Below are 26,870 nucleotides of genomic sequence, written 5' to 3' on the forward strand. Positions count from 1 at the left end.
CCCTCGTCCAGCCTGGTGCCGATCCGGGCCGCCGCCTCACGCAGCGCGATCAGCCGGGACGGGGCGCCGAGGTCCTTTTCGGGTACGCCGCCCGGCGCGACGGGCTCCACCGTCGCCGGCCTAGGGAACGACCGCAGCCAACGCACCAAACAAAACGCGAGCACAGACAGCGTGCGGATGGTGATACGGCGGAGTCGGACAGGCCTGGCGCCCCGGTCAGCTCCGGCGCGTTCCGCTGTCGTAGGGGCGCGCGCCCTGCCACCTGCCTGTTTGGCGCGCGGGCGCTCGCCCCATACGGGGAATTGAGCTCCGGGCGTATGGCCGCGACACCGGCCACCCGGTGCACTAGGGCATCGCCCGGTCACGGCCGTCTCGGGCGTCGGCGCACCACTGAGGAGGCTTTTGTTGGCACTCACGGAGTGGACGAAGTCAATGGAATGGCTGGCCGCGGCGTCGGAGGACCCCGGCGCCTGCAAGCAGGAGTGGCAGAACGGCAGCACCGGGGTCACGCTCCTGGCAGCCGGACGGTTCTGGGACGTGCTGATCGTGCCGGAGGAACTCGGGTTGCGCGTCGCCGACCTCCTGGAGGAGCTGCCGCTGCTCGACTCGGGCCCGTGCCTGCTGGACACCCGACGCCGCCACGTCGGCTTCCTGCTGCCCCCGGAGCCGCAGACCGTCTGGATCGGCACCGGGGTGCGCCTCCTCGGCGCGGGCACGTGGATCGCCGCCCCCGCCCCGCACTGCCGCTGGGGCACGCTGCGCTGGCTCGTCCCGCCGGACGGTACCGGCAGGCTGACCATGCCCGAGGTCCTGGAAGTGGCCCTGCAGCGCTGCGCGAGCGAACTGTCCCGCCTCCAGGGCCACCCCGGCCGCCCCGCCCCCACCCCGCTCGCCCTGCCGGCACCGGACGAAGGGCAGGACAACGGGCCGCAGCTGGTCCGCCAGGGCGCATCAGGGTGATACGTACGGTTGTGACCGGCCCGGCCGGATCCAGATGCCCACCAAACTCCGTCAGGGCGAAGCCAATTCAGCTCGGAACCCTCGCGACTGACGTCCCGCCTCCCCCCCCCAGCCTCCCCGAGCACCTCGTCGACGGACTCGGCGCGAGCCACGGTCCCACCGTGATCGGCACTGTCCAGTCACCGCGCTCGACGCCGCCATCGCCGCCATCGCCGCCTACGTAACCCACGCCGACCGCACCGAACTCCCCTGCCGGCCCCTACTGTTCAACAACGTCACCCTGCGACTGCCCTGATCGTCAGGCGGGTACGGCGCCGACCAGGCCGCCGTCGATGACGAGGTCCTGGCCGTTGACGTAGGACGCGTCGGAGGAGGCGAGGAACGCCACAGCCGCAGCGACCTCCTCGGGGCGTCCGAAGCGGCCTGCGACGATCCGGTCGGTCACCGCCTTCGCCTCCGACGCGCTCAGAGCCGCGCAGGGGTACATCGGGGTGTCGATGTAGCCGGGGCTGATGGAGTTGACGCGGATGCCGCGCGGGGCGAGTGCGGCGGCGAGGGTCCGGGCCAGGTTGTGCACGGCGGCCTTGGTCGCCGAGTACAGGGTGAGGACGCTGTTGCCCCGGTGGAGGGTCCAGGACGCGTTGATGACGACGGAGCCGCCGTCCACGAGGAGCGGCAGTGCCTTTTGGACGGTGAAGAACACTCCCTTGAAGTTGGCTTCGACGCCGAGGTCGAAGTCCGGTCCGGTGATGTCCTCGAACGGCAGGAAGGTGCCGGTGCCCGCGTTCGCGAAGAGACTGTCCAGGCGGCCGTGACGGACGCGGACCGTCTCCATCAGCGCGTCCGCCGCGCCGAGGTCGGCAGCGTCGGCCACGACCCCCGAGGCGTGGGGTCCGAGTTGTCGGACGGCGGCGTCCACCCGTTCGCTGGTGCGGCCGGTGACGACGACGTGGGCGCCTTCGGTGATGAGGCGGTGTGCGGTCGCCAGGCCCATACCGCTGGTTCCGCCGGTGATGAGGACGGTCTTCCCGGTGAAGCGGTTCATGCCCGTGCTCCCGTCAGGGTGTGCGCGACGTGGTCGGCGAGGTGGGGCAGCCAGTCGGGCCGCGCGTTGCCGAGGAGGTGATCGCCGTGGGGGACGGAGAGGTACGTGCCGTGGGGTGCGGTACGGGCCAACGACTCGCCGTTGGTCACGCCGGGTATGACGTCCTGGCCTCCGTCGACGACCAGCAGCGGAGCCGCGATGCGCGGTGCCAGGGCGGCGAGGTCGACCTGGCGGGCGAAGTCGCGGGCGGCTTCCGCTCCTTGCGTGCGCCGGGCCATGATGTCCCGTACCGGCGGGGGCAGTTGCTCCCAGTCGAGGCGGAAGGGACCGCTGACCGTCGCGACCACGGCCACGCGCGGCTCCAGCGCCGCGGTGCGGGCCGCGAAATAGCCCCCCAGGCTGAGGCCGACGACTCCGATGCGTGCGACGCCGAGCGCGTCTATGACCCGGCCCACGACCTGCTCGTAGTCCGGCCGGAGAGTCGTCGTGGCCGCGAGCACGCCCTGCCCGGGGCCGTCCATCGCGAACACCGCCAGGCCCCTGGCCAGCAGCGCGGACGCCACATCGAGGAACTCCTCCTTGGCCGAGTCCAGTCCGGGGGCAAGGATCACTGTGCCGGGGGCGTCGGAGGGGCCACGCAGCCAGCCGGTGAACCCCTCGCCGCTCACCCGCCGCGCATCGGGCTCCACCAGGGCCAGGGCTCGGCTCAGTGCGTGATCGGCCTCGGCAGCGGCGCGCTGGGCCTCCGCACCCGGCGCGAGCGTGGCGAGATGGAACCACCGGGCCGCCATCAGCAGATGCTCGCCCGCCGAGAGGGAGGATCGCGCCTTCTCCGCGCGCTCCACGTGGGCGTGTCCGGTACGCAGGAAGGACGGCCCCCAGTCGGCGACCGAGGTGAGGCCGTCGGTGACACGACGGTATTCGTGGGGGTCGACTCCCGCGCCCGTGGCGCGTGTCCACTGGGCGGCGGCGAAGCCGGCGGCGTTCATCGTTCGTCTCCCGTCGTCAGGACGGCCTTGCCGCGTATCCGGCGCTCTCGCAGGTCGACCAGTGTGTCGGCGGTCCGCGTCCAGTCGTCGATCCGGCCGATCTCCGGGTGCAGCCGCCCTTGTTCCACGAGGCGCACCAGTGCCGCGAGGTCGGGGCCGTAAGGTGCGCCGGCGTAGTGGAAGTGCTGGATGGTGACGCGTTCGGGGCCGGACAGAAGGTCGAAGAAGTCGAGGGTCACCGGGATGCGGCCGGCCTGACCGAACCAGACGAGCGTGCCGCCCGCGCGCACCTTCGACAGTGCCACCGACAGGTCCGGGCCGCCCGTGGACTCCAGCACGACGTCGAACGGTGCTTGCGCCGCCGCGACCTCGTGGACCAACTGCGCCCCCCGCTCGGCGAGGCGCGCACCGCGCGCCGGCGTGGCCGTCACCGCGGTCACCTCGGCTCCGGCCCCTACGGCCAGCTCGCTGAAGTAGTGGCCGACCCCTCCCGAGGCACCGGTCAGCAGCACCCGCCGGCCGGCCAGGGACCCGGCTGTCCGCAGCAGCCGCAGAGCGGTGATACCGGCCAGGGGCAAGGCCGCCGCGCGTACGCTGTCGATGCTGTCCGGGAGCACCGCGAGGGAGTGCGTGGGCACGGCCGCGTACTCGGCCCAGCCGCCCTGCGCCGGATGGCCGACCACGCGGGTGCCGACACCGGGGCCTGAGCGATCGGCCGCGGCCTGTACCACGAGGCCTGCGATGTCCTTGCCGGGCAGCAGACCTGGCCGAGGCTGTTCGAGGAGGAACGTCTCGCCCCGGTTCGGCGCGAACGCCTCCACCTTGATCAGTACCTCATCGGGCTCCGGGACGGGTTGGGGGACCTCGGCAAAAGCGACCGGACACGCCCCGTCCCCCGTGGGAATCAGTCTTCGCATGCCGAGGATGCAACCCCTGCGAATGCCCCGCGGTCCAACAACGACCGAACGAGATCGACAACTTTCGGTTGTCGCCTAGGGTGAGGGGCCATGGATCTCGACCTGGCGCAGGTACGTGCCTTCGTGCACACCGCCGAGGAACTGCACTTCGGGCGGGCGGCAAAGGCGCTCGCCATCTCCCAGCAGGCGTTGTCCAAGAGGATCGCGCGACTGGAATCCCTGCTCGCCACCGAGCTCTTCCACCGCGACGGCACCGCGGTACGCCTCACCGAGAGCGGACAGCGTTTCCTCCTGCCGGCCAGGCACACCCTGGCCGCCGCCGACGCCGCGGTCGCGGCGGCGGTCGGAGAGCGACGCCCACTGCGCGTGGACGTCTGGGGGCACCTGTACGCACCGATGCGGACGCTGGCCCAGGTCGCCCAAGACGCCGGGGAGTTGACGATGGGGCACGGGCGTGACCTGCCGTCGGTGACGGCGTCCTTGCTCAACGGCGACATCGACGCCGCCTTCGGTCGGGTTCACCCTCCGTTGCACACCGGGCTGACCCACCGCCTCGTCCGCCTCGAGCCGGTGGACGCCGTACTGAGCGCGGACCATCCCCTCGCGGCCGAGCCGGCCCTGCGACCGGACCAACTGCGCGGCAGCGTGCTGTGGGCACCCGGCGCACTGGACCGGCTCGACTTTCTCCACCAGTTCGCCGACCGGTTCGGCATCCGCGACCGAGCCGCGAGCGTCAACCTGGGCCTCGCCCATTTCCTCGCCGAGGTGGCCGGAGATCCGCGCCGCTTCTCGCTGCTGCCCGCCGACGTGCCCCTGCCGGACCTCCCCCGGCTGCGCTCCATCCCCCTGGTCGACCCCACGCCGCTGTACGCCTGGTCGCTGCTGTGGCGCACAAGCAACCGGCAGCCGGGACTCCACAGCCTCACCGCCGCCTGCGCTGCACAAGCGGGCCGGCTTCGATGGCTGGAGTACGACCCGGCGCGCGACTGGCTGCCCGAACCGCCCCCGAACGCACTTCGCGACACCCGACGTCGAGCGGTACCATCCGACCGCGCCGCCGACAGCGGGTTCGACCTGGGCTCACCCCTGCGAGAACTGCCATAGACATCGGCTCCCTGGCCGCGGCAGGGGACGGCCCGCTGCCCGTGGACCACCGTCCGGTGCTCTTCACCGCCGCACCCGTGCCGGTGCACTACCTACAGCCCGCCCCGCGGACCCTGGTGCCGGACCCGCAGGCGAGCGGGGTCGATGCGTGGGCCGACGCCGTGCTCGACGTCATCGTCCGCCGGCGGACCGGGCAGGGCCCGGCCGCACACCAGGTGTGGCTGCCACCCCTGCACAACCCTCCATCCCCGCGCGCCTTGCTCCCCGGACTCGCCACGGAGCAGGACCGAAGCCTGATCAAGCCCGGCTACGAGGGGCGCGCCGACCGCCTCATCGCCCCGCTCGCGTCGCCGACACGCCCTTCGAGAAGCGGCGCGACACGCTGTACCGGGACTTCTCCGGTGCCGCCGCAACACGCGGATCGTCAGCGGGCCCGCAGGCAGGCAAGTCGGCCTTCTCCGGAGGACCGTCTCCCCCTTCGCACTGCCCCGTACGCCCGGCCGCGTATGCACAGAAGCCTGCCTTCTCCCGTGTGTTGGACCTCGCGGCCTGGCGGGTCACCGCGACCCTGGAGGCCGACGTTGGTGAGCGGCCGCCCGTCGGCCGCGGTCTCCCGGCCAGGACGCGCACGGCCGCGTCTTCGTCCCGAGGTGGCCTGAGTGGATATCCGCGGGCGGCCCGGGCCGTGAGGCGAGGGGTCCGGGCCGCGCGTGGCTCTCAGCCGGTCACCAGGTCACCGGCAACTCGACCGGACCGCGGATGAGGACATCCGTCTGCCAGGGCACCTGCCCGGCAGGGACCGCCAGTGTGAGCTCCGGCAGACGCGTGACGAGGGTGGTCAGCAGCAGCTCCGCCTCCATCCGGGCCAGCAGCGGTGCGACGCAGTGGTGGGGGCCGTGTCCGAAGGCCAGATGTGCGGGTCCCTGACGGTCGAAGTCGATCCGCTCAGGGTGCGGATAGCAGCGGTCGTCCCAGTTGGCCGCGGTGTAGGAGACCTGGACGACCTCTCCCTCCCGGATGAGCACACCCCCCACCTCCACGTCCTGGGTGGCGATGCGCGGCTGGCCCACGCCGTGCTTGTGCGGAATCCACCGGAGCAGTTCCTCGACCGCCCGCGGCGTGATCTGCGGTTGCGCCCGCAGTCGCTGGACGAGACCGTCATGGGTGAGCAGGGCGTACATCATGTTCGCGGTGTTGTTGCGCACGGCATGCCAGCCGTTGAGCGCGATGAGCGTAGCCAGGGCGAGCATCTCCTCCTCGTCGATGCGGCCCTCGCCGACAGCGGCGGCCAGGTGGGTCATCAGGTCGCGGCGCGGCTCGCGGCAGCGCCGTGCCGCCAGCCGCAGGAAGTAGCCGCGGGCCGTCTCCTTCACCTGCCCGGCCCGCTCGGCCGCCGCGTCGTCGCGGGCCCGCGTCAGCAGCGTCTGCGCCCACTGCTGGACGAGGGGCCGGTCCTCCTCGGGGATGCCGACCAGCTCACCGAGCACAGCCATCGGAAACGGCGAGGTGACATGGCGTACGAGGTCCGCGGGCGGCCCCGCCTCCAGCAGGCCGTCCACCAGCCCGTCCAGGATCTGCCGGGCGCGCGGGCGCAGCGCCTCCACTGCGTTGCGCCCGAAGGCCGGGGTGACCACCGAGCGAACCCGGGCATGGTCGGGCGGGTCGACGAAGCTCACCGCCCGGTCCAACGGGATCAGGTGCTTGGTCATCCTCGGCGTCGGGCGACCCACGATGTCCCGGGTGAAGCGGGGGTCAGAGGTGACGAACCGGACGTCCTCGTGGCGGGTCACCAGCCAGCACTCGCCCTCCCCGTAGGGCAGGCGAATGCGGCGTACCGGCGCCGTTCGGACCGACTCCCGCAGGAACGGGTCGAAGTCCAGGCCGGGCAGATCCTCCACCTCGTACAGCCGAGCCCGATCATCGCCGGGCCTCTCGGCAGCCGCTGCCGGTTGCCGGTCCGGGAGAGGGGGGTGTCGTTCCGTGTGCTGTCCGGTCGTCATACCGGGTCCCTGTCGTCCCTGGCCCCTGTCTGTGCAGGCATGCGGTGCCTGAGGGGGGTGAGTTGCTCGATGTCGTAGCGGGCGCGCAGTGCGGCGATCGCCGTGTGATCGGGCGGTCCGCCCGCGGAGAGGATGTCCAGCAGCTCGTCGAAGTAGCGTTCGTGATCGGGGGGCGGTGCGGCCTGAAAGAACATCTTCGCCGGTCTGTCGGTGGGGTTGGCGAAGGCGTGCGGGCACCCTGGCGGTACGACGATGACGGTGCCGGAGGTGGCCCGTACCGCCCGCCGGCCCGCGACCGACTCCCATTGCCGCCAGTCGTCGGAGGTCCGGGCACGTGGTTCGAAGGCGAGCACGTCGAGTTCGCCTTCAAGGACGTAGAAGAGTTCCTCGCTGCGGGCGTGGACATGCGCGCCGACGTCGAAGCCGGGCGGTACGACGACTTCGAAACTCGACGCGTAACGCGAGTGGGTGCCGGTCACCTTGAACGTGACCTGCTGCGCGGCGGTACGCACCGTACGGCCCTCGCCGGGCGGAACGACCAGGCCTGAGCGCGGAGCGGGCAGGGTCATCGGGCCTCCTGCAGTGCTCGTGCCGCCGGAACGACCGCCCCGGCCCGGCGCGTCGTGGCGGTGTGGTGGTGGCTGCCTGCCCGGGTCCAGGTGCCGAGGGACATTTCCGCGGTGATGCCGGGGCCGAAACCGGCGAGCAGTCCGCGGGCCCCTTCGGGCGGGCCGCCGGCATCGAACAGGCGGCGCAGCGCGTCGAGGACGACGACGCTGGCGACGTTGCCGTATTCGGTGAGGGTGGCGCGGCTGAAGCGGAACGCCTCCGCCGGCACGCCGAGGAAGCGGCTGAGATCGTCGAGGATGCGGGGGCCGCCGGCGTGGACGATGTAGAAGTCGAGGTCTCCGGCGTCCCAACCATGGGTGTCGGCGAGTTGGCGCAGGGCGGGAGCGAGGGGTTCCATCGTGCCGGGTACGCGCTTGTCGAGCAGGAAGTGGAAGCCGGTGGCGCGCACGTCGTAGGCGATCCAGTCCTCGGTGTGCGGGATGAGGTGGGAGGCGTTGCGCTCCAGCCGGATACCGGTACCGCCGCTGCCGCGCACGACGGCGGCGGCGACGCCGTCCCCGAACAGGCCGTTGGACAGCAGCGAACCGACGCCGAGGTCGGTCGGCTGGTAGCACAGCGAGCAGAACTCGCAGGCCACGATCAGCGCGTTGGCGTCGGGGTAGGCGGTGCAGAAGTCATGCGCCCGGTTGATCGCCGCGCCGCCGGCCGCGCAGCCCAGCTGGGCGATCGGCAGCTGGCGCGTGCTCGGGGCGAACTCCATCGCGTTGATCAGCCATGCGGTCAGAGACGGCATCATGAAGCCGGTGCACGACACGTAGACGATCAGGTCGATGTCGGCGGGGCGCAACTGCGCGTCCTGCAGCGCTCGCCGTACGACCGCCGGAACGCGGGCCTTGGCCTCGGCCGTGTACAGCCTGTTCCGCTCCTCGAAGCCGGGATGTCTCAGCGTCTCCTCGATCGTCTGTACCAGGTGCCGGGTACGCACCCCGGTGTTCTCCATCAGGCGTAAGGCGAGCGGGAGTTGAGGATGGCCGGCGTGGCGGTCGCGGGCCAGCGCCAGTGTCTCCTCCATCGTGATCACGTGCTCAGGGACGGAGACGGCGGGTCTGCACAGGGTGGTCATGAACTGCTCTCTTCGAACCGGGATCCCCGGCGGCGGTCCGCCCCCGGGTGCATGGGGCCGTACGCCTACGGCCTGCTTGCAGCGATGAGTGATCGGAAGTCGGCCGGAAGCGAGGGCGTCCGGCTGCACGAGCGCGATAACGACGCTGGTGGTGCCCCCGCTCCCTGGTGATCCCTCTCATCGTGACCCGACCACTCAACAGCCCTGGGCAGCCCGCCGGAGGGCGATGCGTGATCATCGCCCGGACGAGTGACGAGCCTGTTCGACGCGGAATCCCGCGCCCTGGCTGACGTGCCCCGCGGGTCGAGAAGCGGAGGTGACCTGGAGGCCGCACGCATGCGCATGGCGCTGTCGATCGCCGCCCGGCCGGCGCGCCCCAATCGGGACCTCCCCGCGGGTTTCGCAGCCGTTGCGGCAGACGCCGAGAGGGCCCCTGCGGCAACCTGCCCGACCGGAACTGACTGCCGACCGTGCCGAGTTCGTTCTTGACGCGCGTGCACTGGATAGGAAGTAGCTGTGGTTTTGTCTGACGGAATCCGACACCACTTGTCATTCAGGGGCGAGAAACAAGTTCTTCACGGGATGCGGCTGCCATGGCGCCACCGAAGTCCGAGGGTGACGTGCACGCTGCGCTCCGCCGTACTGCCCCAACAAAGATGTCGTACCGGGCGGACCTTGAGCGCACCAGGGCGGCGGCCCGATCACACGGCGCCGCAGGCTGACGTTGCTGGCCTTTACCGACAGCAACCGAGACGCATCGGGATGGCATGTCGGATGGTCTGTCAAACGGCTCCTGCGGAGCTTCAGCCTGTCAGCCGAGCCTTCCAGATCTCTTCGCTGGGCCATTGCCGAGCCCAGTCGGCGGAGACTTCTGCGTAGTCCTGGAGCGCAGACTCGGGTGCTTGAATCTCAATCAGGTCTTCGACGACGAAGCCGCAGGACCGCAGCAGACGGAGCATCTCTCCATGCGGCAGGATGAACTGCACGTGATTTCCCCAGTCCAGCCGGGTCAGGCCAAATTGCCTGCGGGCCAAGGTGGTGGATGCCGGCCCCTCGGGCGGTACGCACAGTGCGAACAGCGGCGAGTAGCGCATGAAAACCAGCTGGCCTCCAGCAACGAGAAGCCGGGCAGCCTCCGGGATCCACTCGTAGGGGTCGCACCACAACGAGGCACCGTACTCACTGATCGCCAGGCTGAACGTGCTGTCGTCGTAGGGCACCTTCTCAGCCGCGCCCAGAACAAGGGGGAACTCGATGCCGAACTCTGCCTGCATCGCGCGAGCGGTGGTGAGCTGCTTCTCCGAGAGGTCGATCCCGACAGGGTGAGCCCCTGCTCTGGCCAGCCAGGCAGAAACGTAGGCAGTGCCGCAGCCCAGCTCAATGGTGGGCATCCCGGCGATGCCGTCGGGGAGCACGGAGACCTGCGACTCGGGAGTTGCCCACAATCCCCAGCGCGGTTCCAGCTGCGACCAGTGATCGCGGGCGAGCGGCCCGTGCCACGCCGCCGCCTCGTCATCCCAATAGCGTCGGTTCTGCTCCAGATGGTGCGCAGGGCCGTCATGAGTCATGGAGGCAGTGGATCGAAGAAGCTGCCGTCCTGGCAACGGATTTACCACGTCAACAGTCGCCGTCGAGAACACTCGGCCGGAACGACGATGAGGTCGCTCAAGGTCGCGATCAAGAACCCGCAAGGAAGGAGAAACGCACCTTCCGTTGCGGATTATCCCTGTTCGTGTCCGCCAAACTCCGTCAAGGCAACAGTCAAGGTACCCGAGCGCGGAATCTCCACCGGATACATTTCGCGGTCTTTCGGGCGGGTGCCGGGGCCCTCAGTATCCGCCCGCATCGTGCGAGCCGTGGCGAGCTGCTTCTGCGACAGGTCGATCCCGGTCGGGTGGGCTCCTGCTCCGGCCGGCCAAGCGGAAACGTAGGAACTTGCCGCTCGGTCCGTGGATGCTGGACGGCCTTCCCGGCCCGACACGTGCCCACGGGGAGCCATGGACCGTCCTAAAATGGAATAAATTATCCATCGATGATCGAGGGCAACGTGTCGGCCAACGGTGTGGCATCGAACTTCTACCCGTTCGGCGCCGCAAGTGTCGGCGAGGCGCCCGAGCGCGACGACGCGCTGGTCAGTGCCATCGTCGGTGCCGTGGAGCTGGCCGGAGCGCATACCGGAAGCGTGTTTCTGCTCTCCGGCGACCACCGCTCGCTCGTAGTAGCCGCGTCGTGCGGGTCGCCACCCTCCCTGCTCAGCGGGTGGCGTCGGATCCCGGTGAACAGCGGTCTGCCGGTGGCGGAGGCGTACCGCTCCGGGCGCATGGTCCATCTGGCCGGCGCGGAGGAGACGATGCGGCGCTTCCCGCAGCTCTCGGTCGCCCTGCCCTACCCGTTCGGCTCTGCGTCGGTCCCCGTACGGGCGGGCGAGCGGACCTTCGGCACCATGGCCGTGGTGTGGACGGCCAGGCCGGACGGGACAGGGTTGTCGAGGGCGCAGCGCCGGAAGCTGCGCTCCGCCGCCGACCGGCTGGGCACCACCCTCGCCGGACTGCGGGCCCGCGGCGCGCTCGGTGAGTACGACGAGCGAACGGCTCCGGTAGTGGTCCCGCTGCCATCCGCTCCGGTGATCCGGGTGGGTCTGTTCGACTGGAATCTCGAGACCGGAGCCCTCACTGCCGACGACGAGCTGTGCGCGATCTTCGGAATGCCGCCCCGCGAGTTCGACGGACGGGCGGCCACCCTGGCGGCCATGATCGAGCCCGCGGATCTGCCCGGCTTCCGGTCCGCCGCCCGTGCCGCGGTCCAGGAACGCCACGTACTGGCACACTGCCTGCGCATCCGGGACGGCCGCGGAGGCCACCACACCGTCGAGCTGTGGGGCCGGGTGCCCGAGAGCCCTGACGACCTGGAGGCCTCGGCCCATCTGGTCGGCGCCGTACTCGACTCCGGGAGCCGCATGGCCGCCGTGGCGGCGATCGAGCGGCTCGCGGACGGCTTCTTCGCGCTCTCGCCCGACGGACGCCTCGCCTACGCCAACCACAGCCTGGAGAATCTGCTGCGGGTCCGCCAGGACGAACTGCTCGGCCGACGCCCCTGGGACGTCCTGCCCTGGCTGGCCGATCCCGTGTACGAGGACCGCTACCGGGCCGCCCTGGTCTCCCAGCAACCGGTCTCCTTCCTGGTCCGCCGCCCACCGGACAACTGGCTGGTCTTCTCCCTCCACCCGGGCGCTCAGGGCATGACGGGGTGGGCGGCACCGGCACGACAGCCCGTACCGGCCGACACCGGACCCGGTGCAACCACCCTCACGGCAGGGGGGCCGCCCGCCTCCTGGTCACCTCCGCCCGCGGCCCCGCGCGTGGGTTCCCTCTACCGGGTGCTCACGCTGGGCAGCGCGCTCACCGAGGCGGTCACCGCGCACGAGGTGTTCGAGGCCGTCGCCGAGCAGCTGCTGCCCGCTTTCGGCGGTCAGAAGCTGGCGATCGCCGTGGTGGAGGAGCGGCGCCTGCGCCTGCTCGATCAGCGCGGCTACTCGAAGCGCTTTCTCGCCCGGTTCGAAGGCACCCCGCTGCATGCCCGGCTGCCCGTGACGGACGCGCTGACCTCCGGGGCCCCGCTGTTCGTCGAGTCCCGTGAGGAGCTTCTCGAGACCTACCCCGGGATCATCGTCAGTCCATCCAACTCCTGGGCGTTCCTGCCCTTGATCGCCTCGAACCGCCCGGTCGGCGTCTGCCTGCTCGGCTTCGACGACGTCCACCGATTTCCCGACGAGGAGCGCGGAGTCCTCACCGCGCTGGGCGGCCTCATCGCCCAGGCCCTGGAACGCGCCAGGCTCTACGACGCCGAATTCGCCCTCGCCCGCGGCCTGCAGAACGCGCTGCTGCCGCACGGGCTGCCCACGCTGCCGGGCCTCGATGTCACCGGGCGCTATCTTCCGGGCACCAGAGGGATGGACATCGGCGGCGACTGGTACGACGTCATCCCCACCGGCGACGAGGTCGCGCTGATTGTCGGGGACGTCGAGGGGCACAACGTCGCCGCCGCGGCCGCCATGGGCCAGCTGCGCAGCGCGGTACGAGCCTTCGCCACCGCCGGCCACCGGCCGAGCGACGTCGTCGCCAACACCAACCGACTCCACATGGACCTCGACCCGGCGCTCCTCGCAAGCTGCTGCTACGCCCGCCTCCATCCTCGCTCGGGGGTCGTGCGCATCGTCCGTGCCGGCCACCCCCCGCCCTTGCTGCGCCTGCCCGACGGGCAGGCCGAAGTCCTGGATGTGCCCGGCGGCCCTCTGCTCGGCATCGACACAGCGGCACACTTTCCGGAGTCGGAGGTGCGCCTCGTACCCGGGTCGGTCCTGGCCCTGTACACGGACGGACTGATCGAGAGGCGGGACTCGGACATCGATTCCGACGTCGACCGGCTCCGGGCGTCACTGGCCCGCATGGGCGGGGGCCGCCTGGAGGATCTGGCCGACGCGCTGCTGCGGGACGCCCGCCGTTCCGCCGACAGGGCGGACGACATCGCCCTCCTGCTCACCGAGTACGCCCCGCCACCGCAGACGGCGACATAGCCGGCGTCCGCACGCGCCGACTCCGGCCCGTCGCCGTGAGGCAGCAGGCTCTCCGACGCCGCCGTCCCCTGCCCCGGATCTTCCCCGTACGCCCCCTGCCAACCCGACGGGTCCCAGGTCCTGCCACTGTCCCTCGTGGCGGCCGCAGTGATGTGAAAGGGGCCACATATCCGCTGGCCGAGCGGCCGGAGAAGGCTCGGTTGAACTCGTCGACGGTTGCGGTCAATCACTGCTCGCATGGCGGCCGCGGTTTCCACCGGAATCTCGCGCACGCCGAACACCGACTCCAGTGGCGCAGTCCCCGCCCGGGTCGGCTCCCCGGTGGCCGCATCGAACCAGCCCTCGGCCAGCTCGCCCATGTGCCGCTCGAACACAGCGAGAATGACACCGAGCGCCGTCGCACTGTTGCCGATTTTGTACGCGGCCCGGGAGGTCTCCAGGGCATCGAGTACCGGCTCGTACTGCTCCAGCCCGGCCACCCACCGCTGGTCCGCCGTAGCCGTCGACCGGGCCGCATCGAAGGCGGCCTCCGCCCGCTCCAGCTCGTCGGGCAGGAACATGAACTGCACGCTGGCGAAGTCGAGGTTCGCCTCATCCAGTGAGGCGAACGTCCACCTTCTTCAGCAGATCCAGTGCCTTGTCGTCCAGGCCGGTGTACTGGCGCCACTCCACCGACTCCAGCTCGTCGTACAACTCCTTCAGAATCGCCGGATCGTCCTTCCCGGCGATCGCGTTGCGGGAGAGTGGGCGCGATCTGCCGCTTGGTGAAAGCGTGCCGACCACCGGGCGCCGGTCGACTCCAGCCCCTACCTGAACGACGGCTGCCCGGTGAATCACTCACCAGCCGTGGGACCGTCCGCCACTGACCCCACCCCAAAAGCCAGGTCACAAAGGTCCAGGGTCCGGGGGAAACACACGAAGACGCCCGTTCGCCACACCGATTCCAGGCAACCACCTCACGCAAAGCACCCGTCCAACCGCGTTTCCGCAGGTCAGAACGTTCCTGCATAGATGACCACTGGTGGGGCGGGTGGGACTCGAACCCACGGCTGACGGATTATGAGTCCGCCGCTACACATTAAGGGCGAGCCGGACTCGTTGGGTACGGCCGGACTTCAGACCTTCAGTCGGCATCCTCGTCACGCAAGGAACGACAACCGCACCTGCCGACGAGGATTGTCCTTGTTCGTGTCCACGAGGCACACCGACTGCCACGTCCCGAGTTCCAGCCGCCCAGCCAGCACCGGCAGCGTCGCGTGCGGCGGGACGATCGCCGGGAGGACGTGGTCGCGGCCGTGGCCGGGGCTGCCGTGGCGGTGTTGCCAGCGGTCGTCGGCGGGGAGGAGGGAGTGCAGGGCGGCCAGGAGGTCGTCGTCGCTGCCGGCGCCCGTCTCGATGATCGCGATGCCGGCCGTCGCGTGCGGCACGAAGACGTTCAGGAGGCCGTCGCGGCCGGCCGCCGCCTCCTGCAGGAAGGCCTCGCAGTCGCGGGTGATGTCCACGACCCGCTCCGAGGAGCCGGAGGCGACGTTCAGGACTCGGGTGGTGAAGGCGTCTGACATGTCGTCCATCCTCGCCCATGCACCGGAGTCGGCGCGCCAGGAGACGGGCCGAGACGGCCGAGCCGTGATACGCGAGGTCCACCTGACGAGACACCGTTGACCGGTGCCGCGCCATCTGGCTACTTTCAGCGGCATGTTGCGTTCAGCCCTGCTCACCACGCGCGGTCACATCGACCTGCTGCGGGTGGCCTCCGCCGCGTGTCGCCGCGGCCGCTGACGCCCGTCTTCTCTCCTCACCCACGCTTCCTCCGCGTATCCGCCCGGTCCTGAACTGACCCGGCGGCGCTGAAGCGCGCCCCCATCGACGCTCATCGCCCCATGGAGCGCACTCGTGAGCATCAGCCATGCCCCACCCAGCTCTATCGAGACCGATATTCCCCTCAAATCCAACTTTGAGAACCCGACCGCCGTCGATGTAGTCCCCCTCCTCCCCGCCTCCTCCCGCCGCACCCGCGTCCCCCGCTGGCTGCGTCGCACCACCGGCCCCGTCCTGCTCCTCATCCTGTGGCAACTGCTCAGCAGTACCGGGCTGTTGACAGCAGACGTCCTCGCCTCGCCCGGCCGCATCGCCCAGGTCGCGGGTGACCTGATCTCCGACGGCTCACTGCCCTCGGCCATGGGGACGTCCCTCCAGCGCGTCGCCGCCGGGCTGGCGCTGGGCACCGTCGTCGGGACCGGACTCGCCCTGCTCTCGGGCCTGTTCCGGATCGGTGAGGACCTCGTGGACGCGCCGGTACAGATGTTGCGGACCGTGCCCTTCGTCGGGCTCATCCCGCTGTTCATCATCTGGTTCGGGATCGGCGAGGCGCCCAAGGTCGCCATCATCACGCTCGGCGTGACCTTCCCGCTCTATCTCAACGTCTACGCCGGTATCCGCGGCGTGGACGCCCAGTTGATCGAGGCCGGGGAGTCCCTCGGGCTGTCCAGGTGGGGGCTGGTGCGGCATGTCGTGCTGCCCGGTGCGCTGCCGGGCGCCCTGACCGGCCTGCGCTACTCGCTCGGCATCGCCTGGCTCGCCCTCGTCTTCGCCGAGCAGGTCAACGCCGACTCCGGCATCGGGTTCCTCATGGTGCAGGCGCGGGACTTCCTGCGGACCGACGTGATCGTGGTCTGCCTGATCGTCTACGCCTTCCTCGGCCTGCTCGCCGACTTCATCGTCCGCTCCCTCGAAAGGCTGCTGCTGCAATGGCGACCGACGTTCACCGGCCGGTGAGCCCCAAGGCCACCCAGCCCGTGCAGACCACCCAGGCCGTGCAGCCCGTACAGGTCGCGCAGCCCGCACAGGCCGTGCACGTCGAGGGGCTGACCCGCTCCTTCGACGGGCGCGCGGTCATCGACCGGCTTCAACTCAACGTCCGGCCGGGCGAGTTCGTCGCTCTCCTCGGCCGCAGCGGCTGCGGCAAGTCCACCCTGCTGCGTATCCTCGCCGGCCTCGACCGCGACATCGAGGGCACCGTCCTGGTGCCGCGCCGCAAGGCCGTCGCCTTCCAGGCGCCGCGGCTGATGCCGTGGAAGAAGGTGTGGCGCAACGTGCTGCTGGGCCTGCCGGGCAAGCCCGGCCGCGCGGTCGCCGAGCAGGCGCTCAAGGAGGTCGGCCTGGAGCACCGTACGGACGCCTGGCCCAAGACGCTCTCCGGGGGCGAGGCCCAACGCGCCTCCCTCGCAAGGGCGTTGGTCCGTGAACCCGATCTGCTGCTGCTCGACGAGCCGTTCGGCGCGCTCGACGCGCTCACCCGGATCAAGGCCCAGCGTCTGGTGGGCGAGTTGTGGCAACGGCGCGGCTGCGCGGTCCTGCTCGTCACGCACGACGTCGAGGAGGCCGTACTCCTGGCCGACCGCGTCCTCGTGATGGACGACGGGGTCATCGCGCACGAGCAGCGCATCGATCTCGACCGGCGCCGCGACATCACCGACCCCCGGTTCGCGGAACTGCGCGCCGGCCTGCTGGAGCGCCTCGGCGTCGACACCGCCGCCGAAGCAGCCTGAGCACTCCAGGCGGCCTCCAGCACTCCAGGCCTCCAGCACTCCAGCTCTTCAGGCCTCCAGCTCTTCAGGCCCCAGCCCCCAGCCCTCTTTCTCCACGCCCCCTCTTCCTCCACCCCCCCCTTCCTCCACCCCTCAGTTCCACAGAACGGATCCGTCATGCGACGTCGCCTCGTCCCCGCCGCGCTGCTTCTCCCCCTGGCCCTGCTCCTGTCCGCCTGCGGAGGCAGCTCGTCGGCCTCGACCGGCGGCGACACCGACGGCTCGGGCTCCCTCACCCTCAACGTCGGTGACCAGAAGGGCGGTTCGGAGGCGATCCTGCGCGCCGCCGGAGAGCTGAAGAACCTCGACTACAAGATCAAGTGGTCCACCTTCACCTCCGGTCCGCCACTGCTGGAGGCGGTCAACGCCGAGGCCGTCGACATCGGCGGCGTCGGCAACACCCCGCCGGTCTTCGCGGCGGGAGCGGGCTCGAAGATCACGGTGGTGGCCGCGTTCCACGGTGCCTCGAAGGGCGACGCGATCCTCGTACCGAACGACTCGAAGCTGACGAAGCCCGAGCAGCTCAAGGGCAAGTCGATCGCCGTGGCGCAGGGCTCCTCCGCCAACTACCAGCTCGTCGCGTCCCTCAAGGCGGCCGGGCTGACGCTGAGCGACGTCGACGTCAAGTACCTGCAGCCGGCCGACGCGCTGGCCGCGTTCACCGCCGGCAAGGTCGACGCGTGGGCCGTGTGGGATCCGTACACCTCGCAGGTGCTCGTGGCCAAGCAGGGCAGGATCCTGACGACCGGCGACGGGATCACCAACGGCCTCACCTTCCAGGTGGCGGCGCCCTCCGCACTGCAGGACAAGAAGAAGGCCGGTGCCATCAAGGACTACCTGGCGCGGCTGCGGCGCGCCACGGCATGGGTCAACGGCCATCAGGAGGAGTGGGCCAAGGTCTGGGCGAAGGACACCGGGCTGCCCTACGACGTCGCGCTGGCCTCGGTGAAGCGGACCAACGCCACCCGGATCTCGGTCGCGGTCGACAAGCCGCTCATCGCCTCGGAACAGGAGATCGCCGACGCCTTCACCGAGTTGAAGCTCATCCCGAAGAAGGTGGACTTCGGTGACTTCGTGGACACGCGGTACAACGGTGGCCTGCCGCCGTCGACCACCGAGTCCCGCGCCTCGGGGGGTTCGTGACATGACCGTCCATCTCCACTGGTTCCTGCCGACCGGCGGCGACGGCCGCACCCTGGTGGACCGGCACGCCTATGGGGCCAACCAGGCCGGGAAGCCGATCGGCGTACGCGCCCCCGACATCGACTACTTGGCCCAAATCGCCAAGGCCGCCGAGCGGTTGGGCTTCGAGGCGGTCCTCACTCCGACCGGCACCTGGTGCGAGGACGCCTGGCTGACCACCGTGGCCCTCGCCCAGCACACCGAACGCCTGAAGTTCCTGGTCGCGTTCCGGCCGGGCCTGATCTCGCCGACGCTCGCCGCGCAGATGGCGGCGACGTACCAGCGCATCACGCGGGGGCGGCTGCTGCTCAACGTGGTCACCGGCGGCGACTCGGCCGAGCAGCGCCGCTTCGGCGACCGCCTCGACCACGATCAGCGGTATGCCCGTACGGACGAGTTCCTGTCCGTCGTACGTGGGGTCTGGCGCGGTGAGCCGTACGACTTCCACGGTGCCCACTACCAGGTCGACGGCGGGCTGACCGCACTGCCGCCGGACCCGGTGCCGCAGCTGTTCTTCGGCGGTTCCTCCCCGGCGGCCGGGCCGGTCGCGGCGCGGCATGCGGACGTGTATCTGACCTGGGGTGAACCGCCCGCGCAGGTCAAGGAGAAGATCGACTGGATCCGCTCGCTCGCCGAGCGGGAGGGCCGTACGGTCCGGTTCGGGATCCGGCTGCACACCATCTCCCGCGACTCGTCCGCCGACGCCTGGTCGACCGCCCACCGGCTGCTCGACGACCTCGACGCGGGCACGGTCGCGGCGGCGCAGGCGGCGCTCGGGCGCAGCGAGTCGGTGGGGCAGCAGCGCATGCTCGCCCTGCACGGCGGCTCCCGCGGCGATCTGGAGATCTACCCGAACCTCTGGGCGGGCGTCGGCCTGGTCCGGGGTGGTGCGGGAACCGCGCTGGTCGGGAGCCATGCCGAGGTCGCCGAGAGGATCGAGGAGTACCACGCGCTGGGGGTCGAGCACTTCGTGCTGTCCGGGTATCCGCACCTGGAGGAGGCGTACTGGTTCGGGGAGGGGGTGATTCCCGAGCTGGCGGCCCGCGGCCTGCTCGGCGGCACGGCCGCGGAGGCCGAGGCCAAGGCCGAGGCCGGTGTTCCGCTGCTCGTCGCGGGCGGGCGCTGATCTCCGGGGCCGGAGATCCGGGGAGCCCGGGAAGATCCTCGCCCCCGAGGGGGTTAGTGGAAGCGTGAACAACACTGAGGCGGTCGCGGCGGCCGAAGCAGTCGGCGCGGTCGGCGTAGTCGACGTGGTCGTCATAGGCGCTGGTCAGGCAGGACTGTCCAGCGCCTACCACCTGCGACGCACCGGTTTCCAGCCGGACCGCGACTTCGTGGTGCTCGACCACTCCCCCGGTCCGGGCGGCGCCTGGCAGTTCCGGTGGCCCTCGCTGACGTACGGCAAGGTGCACGGGATGCACGCGCTGCCCGGCATGGAGCTGACCGGCGCCGACCCCGAGCGGGCGTCGTCCGAGGTCATCGCCGAGTACTTCGACAGCTACGAGCGGAACTTCGACCTGCGTGTGCGGCGGCCGGTCGACGTGCGTGCCGTACGCGAGGGCCCGGACGGGCGGCTGCTCGTCGAGAGCTCGGCCGGCACCTGGTCGACGCGAACGCTGATCAACGCGACCGGCACCTGGGACCGGCCGTTCTGGCCGCGCTACCCCGGTCAGGAGACGTTCCGGGGGCGGCAGTTGCACACCGCGCAGTACCCCGGGCCCAAGGAGTTCGCCGGGCAGCGGGTCGTCGTGGTGGGCGGGGGCGCCTCCGGCACCCAGCATCTGCTGGAAGTCGCCCGGTACGCCGCCGCCACGACGTGGGTCACGCGGCGCCCGCCCGTGTTCCGCGAGGGCCCGTTCAGCGAGGATGTGGGCCGGGCGGCCGTCGCACTCGTCGAGGAACGGGTCCGGCAGGGCCTGCCGCCGAAGAGCGTCGTCTCCGTCACGGGACTCCCCCTCAACGACGCCGTCCGGCAGGGGCTCGCGGACGGGGTCCTGGACCGGCAGCCCATGTTCGACCGGATCACACCGGACGGGGTGGAGTGGCAGGACGGGCGGCGCGTGGACGCCGACGTGATCCTGTGGGCGACCGGTTTCCGCGCCGCCATCGACCATCTGGCCCCGCTGCGTCTTCGCGAGCCGGGCGGCGGGATCCGGGTGGAGGGGACCCGCGCGGTCGCCGACCCTCGCATCCACCTGGTCGGCTACGGGCCCTCCGCCAGCACGATCGGCGCCAACCGGGCCGGCCGCGCGGCCGTACGGGACATCAGGAGGTTGCTGACCGAGGAGCCGGCGGCGGCGTGACGTCCGGCGGTCGGTTCGGCGGTGGCCGGCTCGGATGCGGCCCACTCGGATGCGGCCGGCTCGGCGGCGGCCCACTCGGATGCGGCCGGCTCGGCGGCGGCCGGCTCGGCGGCGGCCGGCTCGGCGGCGGCCCGTCCGGCGGCACCGAACACCGAGCGTCCGGCTGGTCCGGCACAGTGTCGCGCCGAGTGCCAGGCGCGGCACCGGTCGCCGTGGCGCGCATCCCTCCGGTACCGGCCGACGACCCGGTCGCCGTCCGATGCCCCGGACGTCACTTCGTCGGCTTCGGGCTTGCCGGGCTCGCCTTCTGCTGGGCGTTGAACTCGGCGACATTGCGCTGGTGTTCCGCGTAGTCGGCCGTGAAGCGGGTGTCGCCCGGCTTGACCGTGACGAAGTACAGCCAGTCGCCCGGGGACGGACTGATCGCGGCGCGCATCGCGTCCTCGCCGGGGTTGTCGATCGGCGTGGGCGGCAGGCCCATGCGCTGGTACGAGTTGTAGGGGCTCTCGATCCGCGTGTCGGCCTCGGTGGTCTTGAGCGTGGAGCGGCCCAGCGCGTAGTTGATGGTGGAGTCCATCTGCAGCGGCATCCCGCGTTCGAGCCGGTTGAAGATGACTCTGGCCACCTTGCCCATGTCGGCCTTGCTGCCGGCCTCGGCCTGGACGATGCTCGCGATGGTGACCGCCTGATAGACGTTCATGGCGTTGCGCTGAGCGCCGGCGGCGATCGGGGCGCCGCTGAACTTCTTGTTGGCGGTGTCGACCATGGCCGACAGCAGGGAGTCCGGCGTCGCCTTCGTACCGTTGTGTTCCAGTGGATACGTCGCCGGGAAGAGGTAGCCCTCGGGGTTGCCGTCGGCGTCGTTCGGGAGTTTGAGGTCGAGCTTGCCGAGGGACTTCCTGGTGGACCCGGGCGGCAGGGCGAGGGCCTTGTCGACGGCGGCGTACACCTGGCTCGCGCGCCAGCCCTCAGGGATCACCAGCGAGGTGGGCCGCGCCGGCTCCTCCTCGCCGAGGATCAGCAGCGGCACCGCCACGGCGGCACCGGCCACGACGGCGCCGGCGGCGATGAGAGCGATACGGCCCCGGTGCGTCAGTCGAATCGTGTTCCGTGGCGGAGTGTTCAAGTGCATGCGGGCACGGTATCCCGCAAACACTTACAAACCCGACATAACGTCACCTCGTCGGCTCCAGTTGGGCGTCCCGGCGAACCAGCCCGGCATAGCGCCCCTCCCGCTCCAACAGTTCCTCGTGTGTGCCCCGTTCGGCCACGCGCCCGGAATCGAGGACCACGATCTGGTCGGCGCCCCGAATGGTGGACAGGCGGTGCGCGATGGTGAGGGTGGTGCGGTTGGCGGACAGCGCGTCGATGGCTTCCTGGACGGCGTGTTCGGTGCGGGTGTCCAGGGCGCTGGTCGCCTCGTCGAGGATCAGGACCGGCGGGTCGCGCAGGATCGTACGGGCGATGGCCAGGCGCTGTTTCTCACCGCCGGAGAAGCGGTGGCCGCGCTCGCCGACGACCGTGTCGTAACCGTCGGGCAGACCGGCGATGTGATCGTGGATCTGGGCCGCCTCGGCCGCCGCGCGCAGCTCCTCGTCGGTGGCGTCGGGCTTGGCGAAGCGCAGGTTGTCGGCGACGGAGGCGTGGAAGAGGTACGTCTCCTGCGAGACGACGCCGACCGCCCGGGCGAGGGTGTCGAAGTCGAGGTCGCGCACGTCGACACCGTCGAGAGTGACGCGGCCGCCCGTCACGTCGTAGAGCCGGGGCACGAGGTGTCCGAGCGTGGACTTTCCGGCGCCGGTCGGGCCGACGACCGCGAGGCTGCCGCCCGCCGGGACGGTGAGGTCGATGCCGTCGAGGATCGGTCCGCTCTTGCCGTCGTACCGGAACTCGACGTTCTCGAAGCGGACCTCGCCCTTGATGCGGTCGAGGTGGACGGCGTCCTCCCGCTCGGTGATGTCGATGGGCAGGTCGAGGTACTCGAAGATGCGCTGGAAGAGCGCGAGCGAGGCCTGGATCTGCACGCCGGTGGACAGCAGGCTGACGGCCGGGCGGAACAGGCCCTGCTGGAGCGAGACGAAGGCGACGATCGTGCCGATCGAGACCTGCGGGCCGCCGAGTTGGAGGGCCGTTCCGGCAGCCCAGTAGATGACGGCGGGCATGGCGGCCATGACGATGCCGATGACGGCCATGCGCCAGCGGCCGGCCATGTTCGACCGCACTTCGAGGTCGACCAGCCGCTCGGACTCGTCGGCGAAGGCCGTGGCGAGCGAGTCGGAGCGGCCCATCGTACGGCCGAGCAGGATGCCGCTGACCGAGAGCGACTCGGTGACCGTGGCGGCCATCGCGGCCATCTGCTTCTGGCGCTCGGTGGTGATCTTCTTGCGTTCCCTGCCGACGCGGCGACTGATCCACACGAACAACGGCAGCAGGAGCAGCGAGACGACGGTCAGCCGCCAGTCGAGGGCGATCATCGCGATGATCGTGGCGACCACGCTGGTCAGGTTGGAGACCAGGGAGGTCGCGGTGGAGGTGACGGTGGCCTGCATGCCGCCGATGTCGTTGGCGATGCGGGACTGGACCTCGCCGGTGCGGGTGCGGGTGAAGAAGGCGAGCGACATGCGCTGGAGGCGGCCGTAGACGGCGGTGCGCAGGTCGTGCATGACGCGCTGGCCGACCGTCGTGGAGATCAGCGTCTGCAGCACGCCGAAGATGCTGGTGAGGACGGCGCTGAGGATCATGCCGAGCGCGAGCAGGGTGAGCAGGCCGGTGCGGCCCTCGGGGATCGCGACGTCGAGGATCGCCTTCAGCAGGAAGGGTGTGGCGACGCCGACCAGCGACGAGGCGCCGACGAGGAGGCCGACGACGGCGAGGCGTCCGCGGTACGGACGGAAGAGTCGCAGGATGCGGCGCACCTGCCGGGGTTGTTCCTGCTCCGCGGCGGATGGCGTCCAGGTGGGTTCTTTGTCGGGGTGCATGGGCTCCTACGGGAGGTGTGGCGATACGGACTGACGGAGCTTAGCTCATTGTTACCTATGCTCACAATGAACGTAGTCCTGATATTGTTCCCGCATGACCACGCCCGATCCCGACGGCCCGCTCGCCGAGCAGTTGCTGCGCTTCACCCGCCGGGTGCACCGGATCCAGAAACGGCACCTGCAGGAGTGCGGCCTGGGCGTCACCCCGGCCCAGTCCCGCCTGCTGCGCACGCTCGCGCACTACGACTCGCCTCCTCGCATGGCCGACCTCGCCGAGCGCCTGGAGGTGGTCCCGCGTGCCGTGACGACGCTGGTCGACGGGCTGGAGACGAGCGGGAAGGTACGGCGGGTGCCGGATCCGACGAACCGGCGGGTGATCCGCATCGAGCTCACCGACGACGGACGCAAGGCCCTGCGGGAACTGCACGGTGCGCGACGGTCGGCGGCTCAGGAGATCCTGGCGCCGCTGACGGGCGAACAGCGCGAGGTGTTGGGCGAGTTGCTGGACACGTTGATCGACGGGGGCGCCGAGCGGCGCTGCTGAGCGGTCGGCACCGCCAGCACTGCCGGTACTGCCGGTACTGCCGAGACGCGACTTCCCCTCCCGGGCCGTGTCCGGTCGGCTGCGTTGAGCGAACGGGCATGTGCGGGTGCGGGTGGACCCGGACGATGTAGCGGCCGACTCGCCGGGGCCCGTCAAGGCAGGCCGGCTGCGGCGGGCCGGACCGGACATGGCGATGACCTGGAGCAGCGCGGCGAGTCCCGGCGAGGGCGAGAGCTGAGGCCGGGCGACCGTGCCGACGCAACGGGGCGGCGCGCAAGAGGCGCGGCTGTCGCCCGGCCCCGCGGCCGCTGTCGCACAGTTCCTCGCCCCGGACGGCGCCGTGGCGGGTGCGGGATTCCTGGCCGGCGACGGCCTGCTGCTCACCTGCGCGCACGTCCTTCAGGGGGCGGGTCACGGCCTGAGGGACGCCGTCCTGCGCGAGGCACCCACCGGCCTTCCCGTGCTCGCCGTCGGATCCGCGCAGGGCTTCGACGGGCAGCGGGTGCGGTCGTTCGGCTTTCCTGCCCAGGCACATGCCGACGGCTGCGTTCTCCTGCAGTTGGACGCCGCGAACTCGCTGGCCCAGGGGTTCAGTGGCGGACCGATCGTGGACGAGGAATCCGGGCTCGTGATCGGCATGGTCACCGCGATCAACGCCCCGGACCGTCACCAACGCGGCGTGAACATCGCGTATGTGACGCCGGGTGAGACGCTCCGCGCCGTCTGCCCGGCTCTCGCCGCCCAGGACACCTGTCCCTATCTGGACCTCAAGCCGTTCGGCAAGGAGCACTGTCACTGGTTCCACGGCCGGGACAGGGCGCGGGACAAGGTGCTCGCGGAGCTGAGGCGGCGCCGGGGCGTCCTGCTGCAGGGGCCCTCCGGTTCCGGGAAGTCGTCCCTGGTGCAGGCAGGCGTATGCCCCAAGTTGCCGGACGGCTGGCTGACCTGCACCGCACGGACCGGCCAGGACTGGGCCGGTGGCCTGGAACGGATCGTACGAACGGGCCTTCCGGGAACTCGGCCCCGGTCGGTGGTCGGTTGCCGAGCGCATCCTCAGTGCCCTCGTCCGGCACTACGAGACGGGTCAGACCGATGATGTCCGCCAGGCCCGCTCGGTCGAGGACCTGCGCGAGCTGACCGAGGACTCGGCCTTCGACGAGGTCCTGGCCGTTCTCGCCCGCCACCGGCTCGTCATCACGCACACTCCGCCGGGCGGCATCGGGCCGCGCCGCCGTCGGGCGCCATCGCCGACGCGCGGAGCGAGCCGACGGAACTGGCCTGCGCTCTCACCGGCGGAGGCCTCAGCGAGGTGGAGTGGGCGTCGTTCGTTCCGTCGCTTCCGTACCAGGACACCTGCTCATGAGCCGGGCCTCGCGGTGACGGACCGCGGCCACCGCCCTGTACTGCTGGGCGGTGGCCGCGATCCTGTCGGCAGTGACCGTCAACTGGCCTCGGAGGCCGTGTCCTTGGTGGTCTGGGCCGGTACGGCGACGGACTCCTCGGGCTCCGTCGTCTCGGGCTTCTTGAGCCCCGCCTTCTCCGTCTTCTCCGACTGCTCCGTGTTCTCCGGCTTCTCCGACTCGTCGTCGTCCAGCTCGACCACGATCTCGCCGTCCAGGACCTTCTTCGCGCGCTCCTTGTCCAGGGCGCCCTCCCAGCGGGAGACCGCGAAGACGGCGACGCAGTTGCCGAGCAGGTTGGTGACGACGCGCATCGAGTCCATGATGCGGTCCACGCCGAGGAGCAGGGCGACGGCTCCGGCCGGGATGGCGCCCAGCGAGGAGGCGGTCGCGGACAGGGCGAGGAACGCCGAGCCGGGGATGCCCGCCATGCCCTTGCTGGTCAGCATCAGCACCAGGACCACGGTGATCTGCTGGCTGAAGCTGAGGTCGACGCCCACGGCCTGGGCGATGAACAGCGTGCCGATGGACAGGTAGAGCGAGGCGCCGTCGAGGTTGAAGGAGTAACCCGTCGGCAGCACCAGGCCCACGGCGTCGTCGCGGGCGCCGGCCTTGCGCAGCTTCTGCATCACGCGCGGCAGGACCGACTCGGTGGACGCGGTGCCGAGCGCGAGCAGCATCTCCTCACGGATGTAGCGCAGGAACTTCCAGAGGCTGAGCCCGGTGACCACCTTCAGGGCGACGGCGAGGAGCGCGATGAAGAGCGCCGCGGCCGCGTAGCACAGGATGATCAGCTTGCCGTAGGTCTCGATCACGCCGAGCCCGTAGTTGCCGATCAGGACGGCCATCGCGCCGAACACCGCGATCGGGGCCAGCCGCATCACGAAGCCGACGATCGCGAAGATGATCTCCTGGGCCTGCTCGATGGCCGGCAGCACCTTCGGCACCTTGGTGTGCCCGAGGTGCAGCAGCGCGGCACCCACCAGGCAGGCCAGGATGAGCACCTGGAGCAGGGAGTTCTCGGCGAAGGCGCCGATGAAAGAGGTGGGAATCGCGTTGAGCGCGAACTCGGTCGTCGAGGGCAGGTGTCCGCCGCCCGTCTTCGCGTCGACCGCCGAGGTGTCGAGCGTGGACGGGTCCACGTTCATCCCGGACCCGGGCTGGACCACGTTGGCGGCGAGGAGTCCGATGAGCAGCGCGAGCGTGCTCGCGACCTCGAACCAGATCAGGGCCTTGAGCCCGATCCGGCCGAACGCCTTCAGGTCACCGGCCTTGGCGATGCCGACGACGACCACGCAGAACACGAGCGGCGAGATGATCGTCTTGATGAGCCGGATGAAACCGTCGCCGAGCGGCTGCAGATCCGCGGCGAAGCCGGGCCACAGCTTCCCGACGACGATTCCGAGCACCAGCGCGCAGGCAACCTGCGCGAAGAGTGAGGTACGCAGTGTGCGTGCGACGCGTCGCGGCAGCGGCGATTCGGACGGCGGCACGGGAACTCCTTGAGGACGGGCGGCACACAGAAGTCGGGGACGGAGACTTCTGTCATACGGAAAGCGGATTCCGTGGCGATCACTTTGCGGGTGATGTTGGTC

The 26,870-nt window shown here is 70.6% G+C and carries 24 protein-coding genes and 1 tRNA gene; 12 read left to right on the top strand and 13 right to left on the bottom strand.

Features of this window, described 5'->3' with window-relative positions:
* Positions 1 to 405 precede the first annotated feature (405 nt).
* Positions 406 to 960, top strand: a complete 555-nt coding sequence (locus tag PBV52_RS05070; RefSeq protein WP_274237062.1) for a hypothetical protein — start codon at positions 406 to 408, stop codon at positions 958 to 960.
* Between the two features lie 298 nt (positions 961 to 1,258).
* On the opposite strand, the gene PBV52_RS05075 is transcribed toward PBV52_RS05070, so the two are convergent.
* From PBV52_RS05075 to PBV52_RS05085, 3 genes are read right to left on the bottom strand one after another with little or no spacing between them, the layout of a single operon-like run.
* Positions 1,259 to 2,005, bottom strand: a complete 747-nt coding sequence (locus PBV52_RS05075) for an SDR family oxidoreductase (protein ID WP_274237063.1) — start codon at positions 2,003 to 2,005, stop codon at positions 1,259 to 1,261.
* Positions 2,002 to 2,994 (bottom strand): S9 family peptidase, encoded by a 993-nt coding sequence (locus PBV52_RS05080; protein WP_274237064.1) that lies wholly within the window; start codon positions 2,992 to 2,994, stop codon positions 2,002 to 2,004. Before PBV52_RS05080 ends, PBV52_RS05075 begins: the two co-directional genes overlap by 4 nt.
* The gene (locus PBV52_RS05085) at positions 2,991 to 3,911 is read right to left on the bottom strand and encodes a zinc-binding dehydrogenase (RefSeq protein ID WP_274237065.1); all 921 of its coding nucleotides are present in this window, start codon (positions 3,909 to 3,911) and stop codon (positions 2,991 to 2,993) included. The genes PBV52_RS05080 and PBV52_RS05085 overlap by 4 nt, the downstream gene beginning before the upstream one ends.
* 90 nt (positions 3,912 to 4,001) lie before the next feature.
* On the opposite strand from PBV52_RS05085, the gene PBV52_RS05090 reads away from it, so the two are divergent.
* Positions 4,002 to 5,015: a LysR family transcriptional regulator gene (locus PBV52_RS05090; protein ID WP_274237066.1), complete on the top strand. Its 1,014-nt coding sequence runs from the start codon at positions 4,002 to 4,004 to the stop codon at positions 5,013 to 5,015.
* Positions 5,016 to 5,740: 725 nt separating this feature from the next.
* Here the strand turns inward: PBV52_RS05090 and PBV52_RS05100 are convergent.
* The 4 genes from PBV52_RS05100 to PBV52_RS05115 all read right to left on the bottom strand — a co-directional run bounded on the left by PBV52_RS05100 (position 5,741) and on the right by PBV52_RS05115 (position 10,276).
* A complete protein-coding gene (locus PBV52_RS05100) occupies positions 5,741 to 6,913 on the bottom strand; it encodes a cytochrome P450 (RefSeq protein ID WP_274237067.1) in 1,173 nt (390 codons plus the stop codon).
* A gap of 98 nt (positions 6,914 to 7,011) precedes the next feature.
* On the bottom strand, positions 7,012 to 7,584 hold the full coding sequence (locus PBV52_RS05105; RefSeq protein WP_274237068.1) for a cupin domain-containing protein: 573 nt from the start codon (positions 7,582 to 7,584) through the stop codon (positions 7,012 to 7,014).
* The gene (locus tag PBV52_RS05110) at positions 7,581 to 8,708 is read right to left on the bottom strand and encodes a type III polyketide synthase (RefSeq protein ID WP_274237069.1); all 1,128 of its coding nucleotides are present in this window, start codon (positions 8,706 to 8,708) and stop codon (positions 7,581 to 7,583) included. Before PBV52_RS05110 ends, PBV52_RS05105 begins: the two co-directional genes overlap by 4 nt.
* Positions 8,709 to 9,511: 803 nt before the next feature.
* Positions 9,512 to 10,276: a class I SAM-dependent methyltransferase gene (locus PBV52_RS05115; RefSeq protein WP_274237070.1), complete on the bottom strand. Its 765-nt coding sequence runs from the start codon at positions 10,274 to 10,276 to the stop codon at positions 9,512 to 9,514.
* A gap of 464 nt (positions 10,277 to 10,740) precedes the next feature.
* Here PBV52_RS05115 and PBV52_RS05120 point away from each other — a divergent pair, with 464 nt between their 5' ends.
* Both PBV52_RS05120 and PBV52_RS05125 read left to right on the top strand, forming a co-directional pair.
* On the top strand, positions 10,741 to 13,281 hold the full coding sequence (locus PBV52_RS05120; protein WP_274237071.1) for a SpoIIE family protein phosphatase: 2,541 nt from the start codon (positions 10,741 to 10,743) through the stop codon (positions 13,279 to 13,281).
* Between the two features lie 200 nt (positions 13,282 to 13,481).
* Complete coding sequence (locus PBV52_RS05125) at positions 13,482 to 13,883, top strand: hypothetical protein (RefSeq protein WP_274237072.1); 402 nt, start codon at positions 13,482 to 13,484, stop codon at positions 13,881 to 13,883.
* Here PBV52_RS05125 and PBV52_RS05130 read toward each other — a convergent pair.
* The 3 genes from PBV52_RS05130 to PBV52_RS05140 all read right to left on the bottom strand — a co-directional run bounded on the left by PBV52_RS05130 (position 13,873) and on the right by PBV52_RS05140 (position 14,843).
* The gene (locus PBV52_RS05130) at positions 13,873 to 14,064 is read right to left on the bottom strand and encodes a hypothetical protein (protein ID WP_274237073.1); all 192 of its coding nucleotides are present in this window, start codon (positions 14,062 to 14,064) and stop codon (positions 13,873 to 13,875) included. The two genes, PBV52_RS05125 and PBV52_RS05130, sit on opposite strands and share 11 nt — an antisense overlap.
* Before the next feature lie 236 nt (positions 14,065 to 14,300).
* A tRNA-Ile gene (locus PBV52_RS05135) sits at positions 14,301 to 14,372 on the bottom strand.
* 48 nt (positions 14,373 to 14,420) lie between these two features.
* Positions 14,421 to 14,843 carry a secondary thiamine-phosphate synthase enzyme YjbQ gene (locus PBV52_RS05140; protein WP_274237074.1) on the bottom strand — a complete coding sequence of 141 codons (423 nt, stop codon included), beginning with the start codon at positions 14,841 to 14,843 and terminating at the stop codon, positions 14,421 to 14,423.
* A 133-nt stretch (positions 14,844 to 14,976) separates the two neighbouring features.
* On the opposite strand from PBV52_RS05140, the gene PBV52_RS51660 reads away from it, so the two are divergent.
* The 6 genes from PBV52_RS51660 (at position 14,977) to PBV52_RS05165 (ending at position 20,353) form a co-directional block, all read left to right on the top strand.
* Positions 14,977 to 15,060, top strand: coding sequence for a putative leader peptide (locus tag PBV52_RS51660; RefSeq protein ID WP_313884353.1), 84 nt, complete (start codon positions 14,977 to 14,979; stop codon positions 15,058 to 15,060).
* Between the two features lie 114 nt (positions 15,061 to 15,174).
* Entirely contained in the window at positions 15,175 to 16,056 is an 882-nt protein-coding gene (locus PBV52_RS05145) for an ABC transporter permease (RefSeq protein ID WP_274237075.1), read from the top strand.
* Positions 16,029 to 16,829, top strand: coding sequence for an ABC transporter ATP-binding protein (locus PBV52_RS05150; protein ID WP_274237076.1), 801 nt, complete (start codon positions 16,029 to 16,031; stop codon positions 16,827 to 16,829). The genes PBV52_RS05145 and PBV52_RS05150 overlap by 28 nt, the downstream gene beginning before the upstream one ends.
* Before the next feature lie 156 nt (positions 16,830 to 16,985).
* Positions 16,986 to 18,011, top strand: a complete 1,026-nt coding sequence (locus tag PBV52_RS05155) for an ABC transporter substrate-binding protein (protein ID WP_274237077.1) — start codon at positions 16,986 to 16,988, stop codon at positions 18,009 to 18,011.
* 1 nt (position 18,012) lies between these two features.
* Positions 18,013 to 19,176: an LLM class flavin-dependent oxidoreductase gene (locus tag PBV52_RS05160; RefSeq protein WP_274237078.1), complete on the top strand. Its 1,164-nt coding sequence runs from the start codon at positions 18,013 to 18,015 to the stop codon at positions 19,174 to 19,176.
* Positions 19,177 to 19,240: 64 nt separating this feature from the next.
* Positions 19,241 to 20,353 (top strand): NAD(P)-binding domain-containing protein, encoded by a 1,113-nt coding sequence (locus tag PBV52_RS05165; RefSeq protein ID WP_274237079.1) that lies wholly within the window; start codon positions 19,241 to 19,243, stop codon positions 20,351 to 20,353.
* Positions 20,354 to 20,624: 271 nt separating this feature from the next.
* Here PBV52_RS05165 and mltG read toward each other — a convergent pair whose 3' ends face one another.
* Positions 20,625 to 21,485, bottom strand: coding sequence for an endolytic transglycosylase MltG (gene mltG / locus PBV52_RS05170; RefSeq protein WP_274237080.1), 861 nt, complete (start codon positions 21,483 to 21,485; stop codon positions 20,625 to 20,627).
* 43 nt (positions 21,486 to 21,528) lie between these two features.
* Entirely contained in the window at positions 21,529 to 23,331 is a 1,803-nt protein-coding gene (locus PBV52_RS05175; protein ID WP_274237081.1) for an ABC transporter ATP-binding protein, read from the bottom strand.
* A gap of 94 nt (positions 23,332 to 23,425) precedes the next feature.
* Here PBV52_RS05175 and PBV52_RS05180 point away from each other — a divergent pair, with 94 nt between their 5' ends.
* On the top strand, positions 23,426 to 23,875 hold the full coding sequence (locus PBV52_RS05180) for a MarR family winged helix-turn-helix transcriptional regulator (RefSeq protein ID WP_274237082.1): 450 nt from the start codon (positions 23,426 to 23,428) through the stop codon (positions 23,873 to 23,875).
* A 250-nt stretch (positions 23,876 to 24,125) separates the two neighbouring features.
* A complete protein-coding gene (locus PBV52_RS05185) occupies positions 24,126 to 24,971 on the top strand; it encodes a hypothetical protein (protein WP_274237083.1) in 846 nt (281 codons plus the stop codon).
* A 345-nt stretch (positions 24,972 to 25,316) separates the two neighbouring features.
* On the opposite strand, the gene PBV52_RS05190 is transcribed toward PBV52_RS05185, so the two are convergent.
* Complete coding sequence (locus tag PBV52_RS05190; protein WP_274237084.1) at positions 25,317 to 26,768, bottom strand: cation:dicarboxylate symporter family transporter; 1,452 nt, start codon at positions 26,766 to 26,768, stop codon at positions 25,317 to 25,319.
* Positions 26,769 to 26,870: the final 102 nt, after the last annotated feature.

The sequence above is a fragment of the Streptomyces sp. T12 genome (assembly GCF_028736035.1).
GTDB lineage: Bacteria > Actinomycetota > Actinomycetes > Streptomycetales > Streptomycetaceae > Streptomyces.

Bases quoted from the DNA above. Each gene is read 5' to 3' on its own strand.
- PBV52_RS05155 (WP_274237077.1), top strand. From the start codon at position 16,986: ATGCGACGTCGCCTCGTCCCCGCCGCGCTGCTTCTCCCCCTGGCCCTG.
- PBV52_RS05105 (WP_274237068.1), bottom strand. From the start codon at position 7,584: ATGACCCTGCCCGCTCCGCGCTCAGGCCTGGTCGTTCCGCCCGGCGAG.
- PBV52_RS05075 (WP_274237063.1), bottom strand. From the start codon at position 2,005: ATGAACCGCTTCACCGGGAAGACCGTCCTCATCACCGGCGGAACCAGC.
- PBV52_RS05140 (WP_274237074.1), bottom strand. From the start codon at position 14,843: ATGTCAGACGCCTTCACCACCCGAGTCCTGAACGTCGCCTCCGGCTCC.
- PBV52_RS05160 (WP_274237078.1), top strand. From the start codon at position 18,013: ATGACCGTCCATCTCCACTGGTTCCTGCCGACCGGCGGCGACGGCCGC.
- PBV52_RS05180 (WP_274237082.1), top strand. From the start codon at position 23,426: ATGACCACGCCCGATCCCGACGGCCCGCTCGCCGAGCAGTTGCTGCGC.
- PBV52_RS05115 (WP_274237070.1), bottom strand. From the start codon at position 10,276: ATGACTCATGACGGCCCTGCGCACCATCTGGAGCAGAACCGACGCTAT.
- PBV52_RS05175 (WP_274237081.1), bottom strand. From the start codon at position 23,331: ATGCACCCCGACAAAGAACCCACCTGGACGCCATCCGCCGCGGAGCAG.
- PBV52_RS51660 (WP_313884353.1), top strand. From the start codon at position 14,977: ATGTTGCGTTCAGCCCTGCTCACCACGCGCGGTCACATCGACCTGCTG.
- PBV52_RS05080 (WP_274237064.1), bottom strand. From the start codon at position 2,994: ATGAACGCCGCCGGCTTCGCCGCCGCCCAGTGGACACGCGCCACGGGC.
- PBV52_RS05110 (WP_274237069.1), bottom strand. From the start codon at position 8,708: ATGACCACCCTGTGCAGACCCGCCGTCTCCGTCCCTGAGCACGTGATC.
- PBV52_RS05150 (WP_274237076.1), top strand. From the start codon at position 16,029: ATGGCGACCGACGTTCACCGGCCGGTGAGCCCCAAGGCCACCCAGCCC.
- PBV52_RS05090 (WP_274237066.1), top strand. From the start codon at position 4,002: ATGGATCTCGACCTGGCGCAGGTACGTGCCTTCGTGCACACCGCCGAG.
- mltG (WP_274237080.1), bottom strand. From the start codon at position 21,485: ATGCACTTGAACACTCCGCCACGGAACACGATTCGACTGACGCACCGG.
- PBV52_RS05085 (WP_274237065.1), bottom strand. From the start codon at position 3,911: ATGCGAAGACTGATTCCCACGGGGGACGGGGCGTGTCCGGTCGCTTTT.
- PBV52_RS05120 (WP_274237071.1), top strand. From the start codon at position 10,741: ATGATCGAGGGCAACGTGTCGGCCAACGGTGTGGCATCGAACTTCTAC.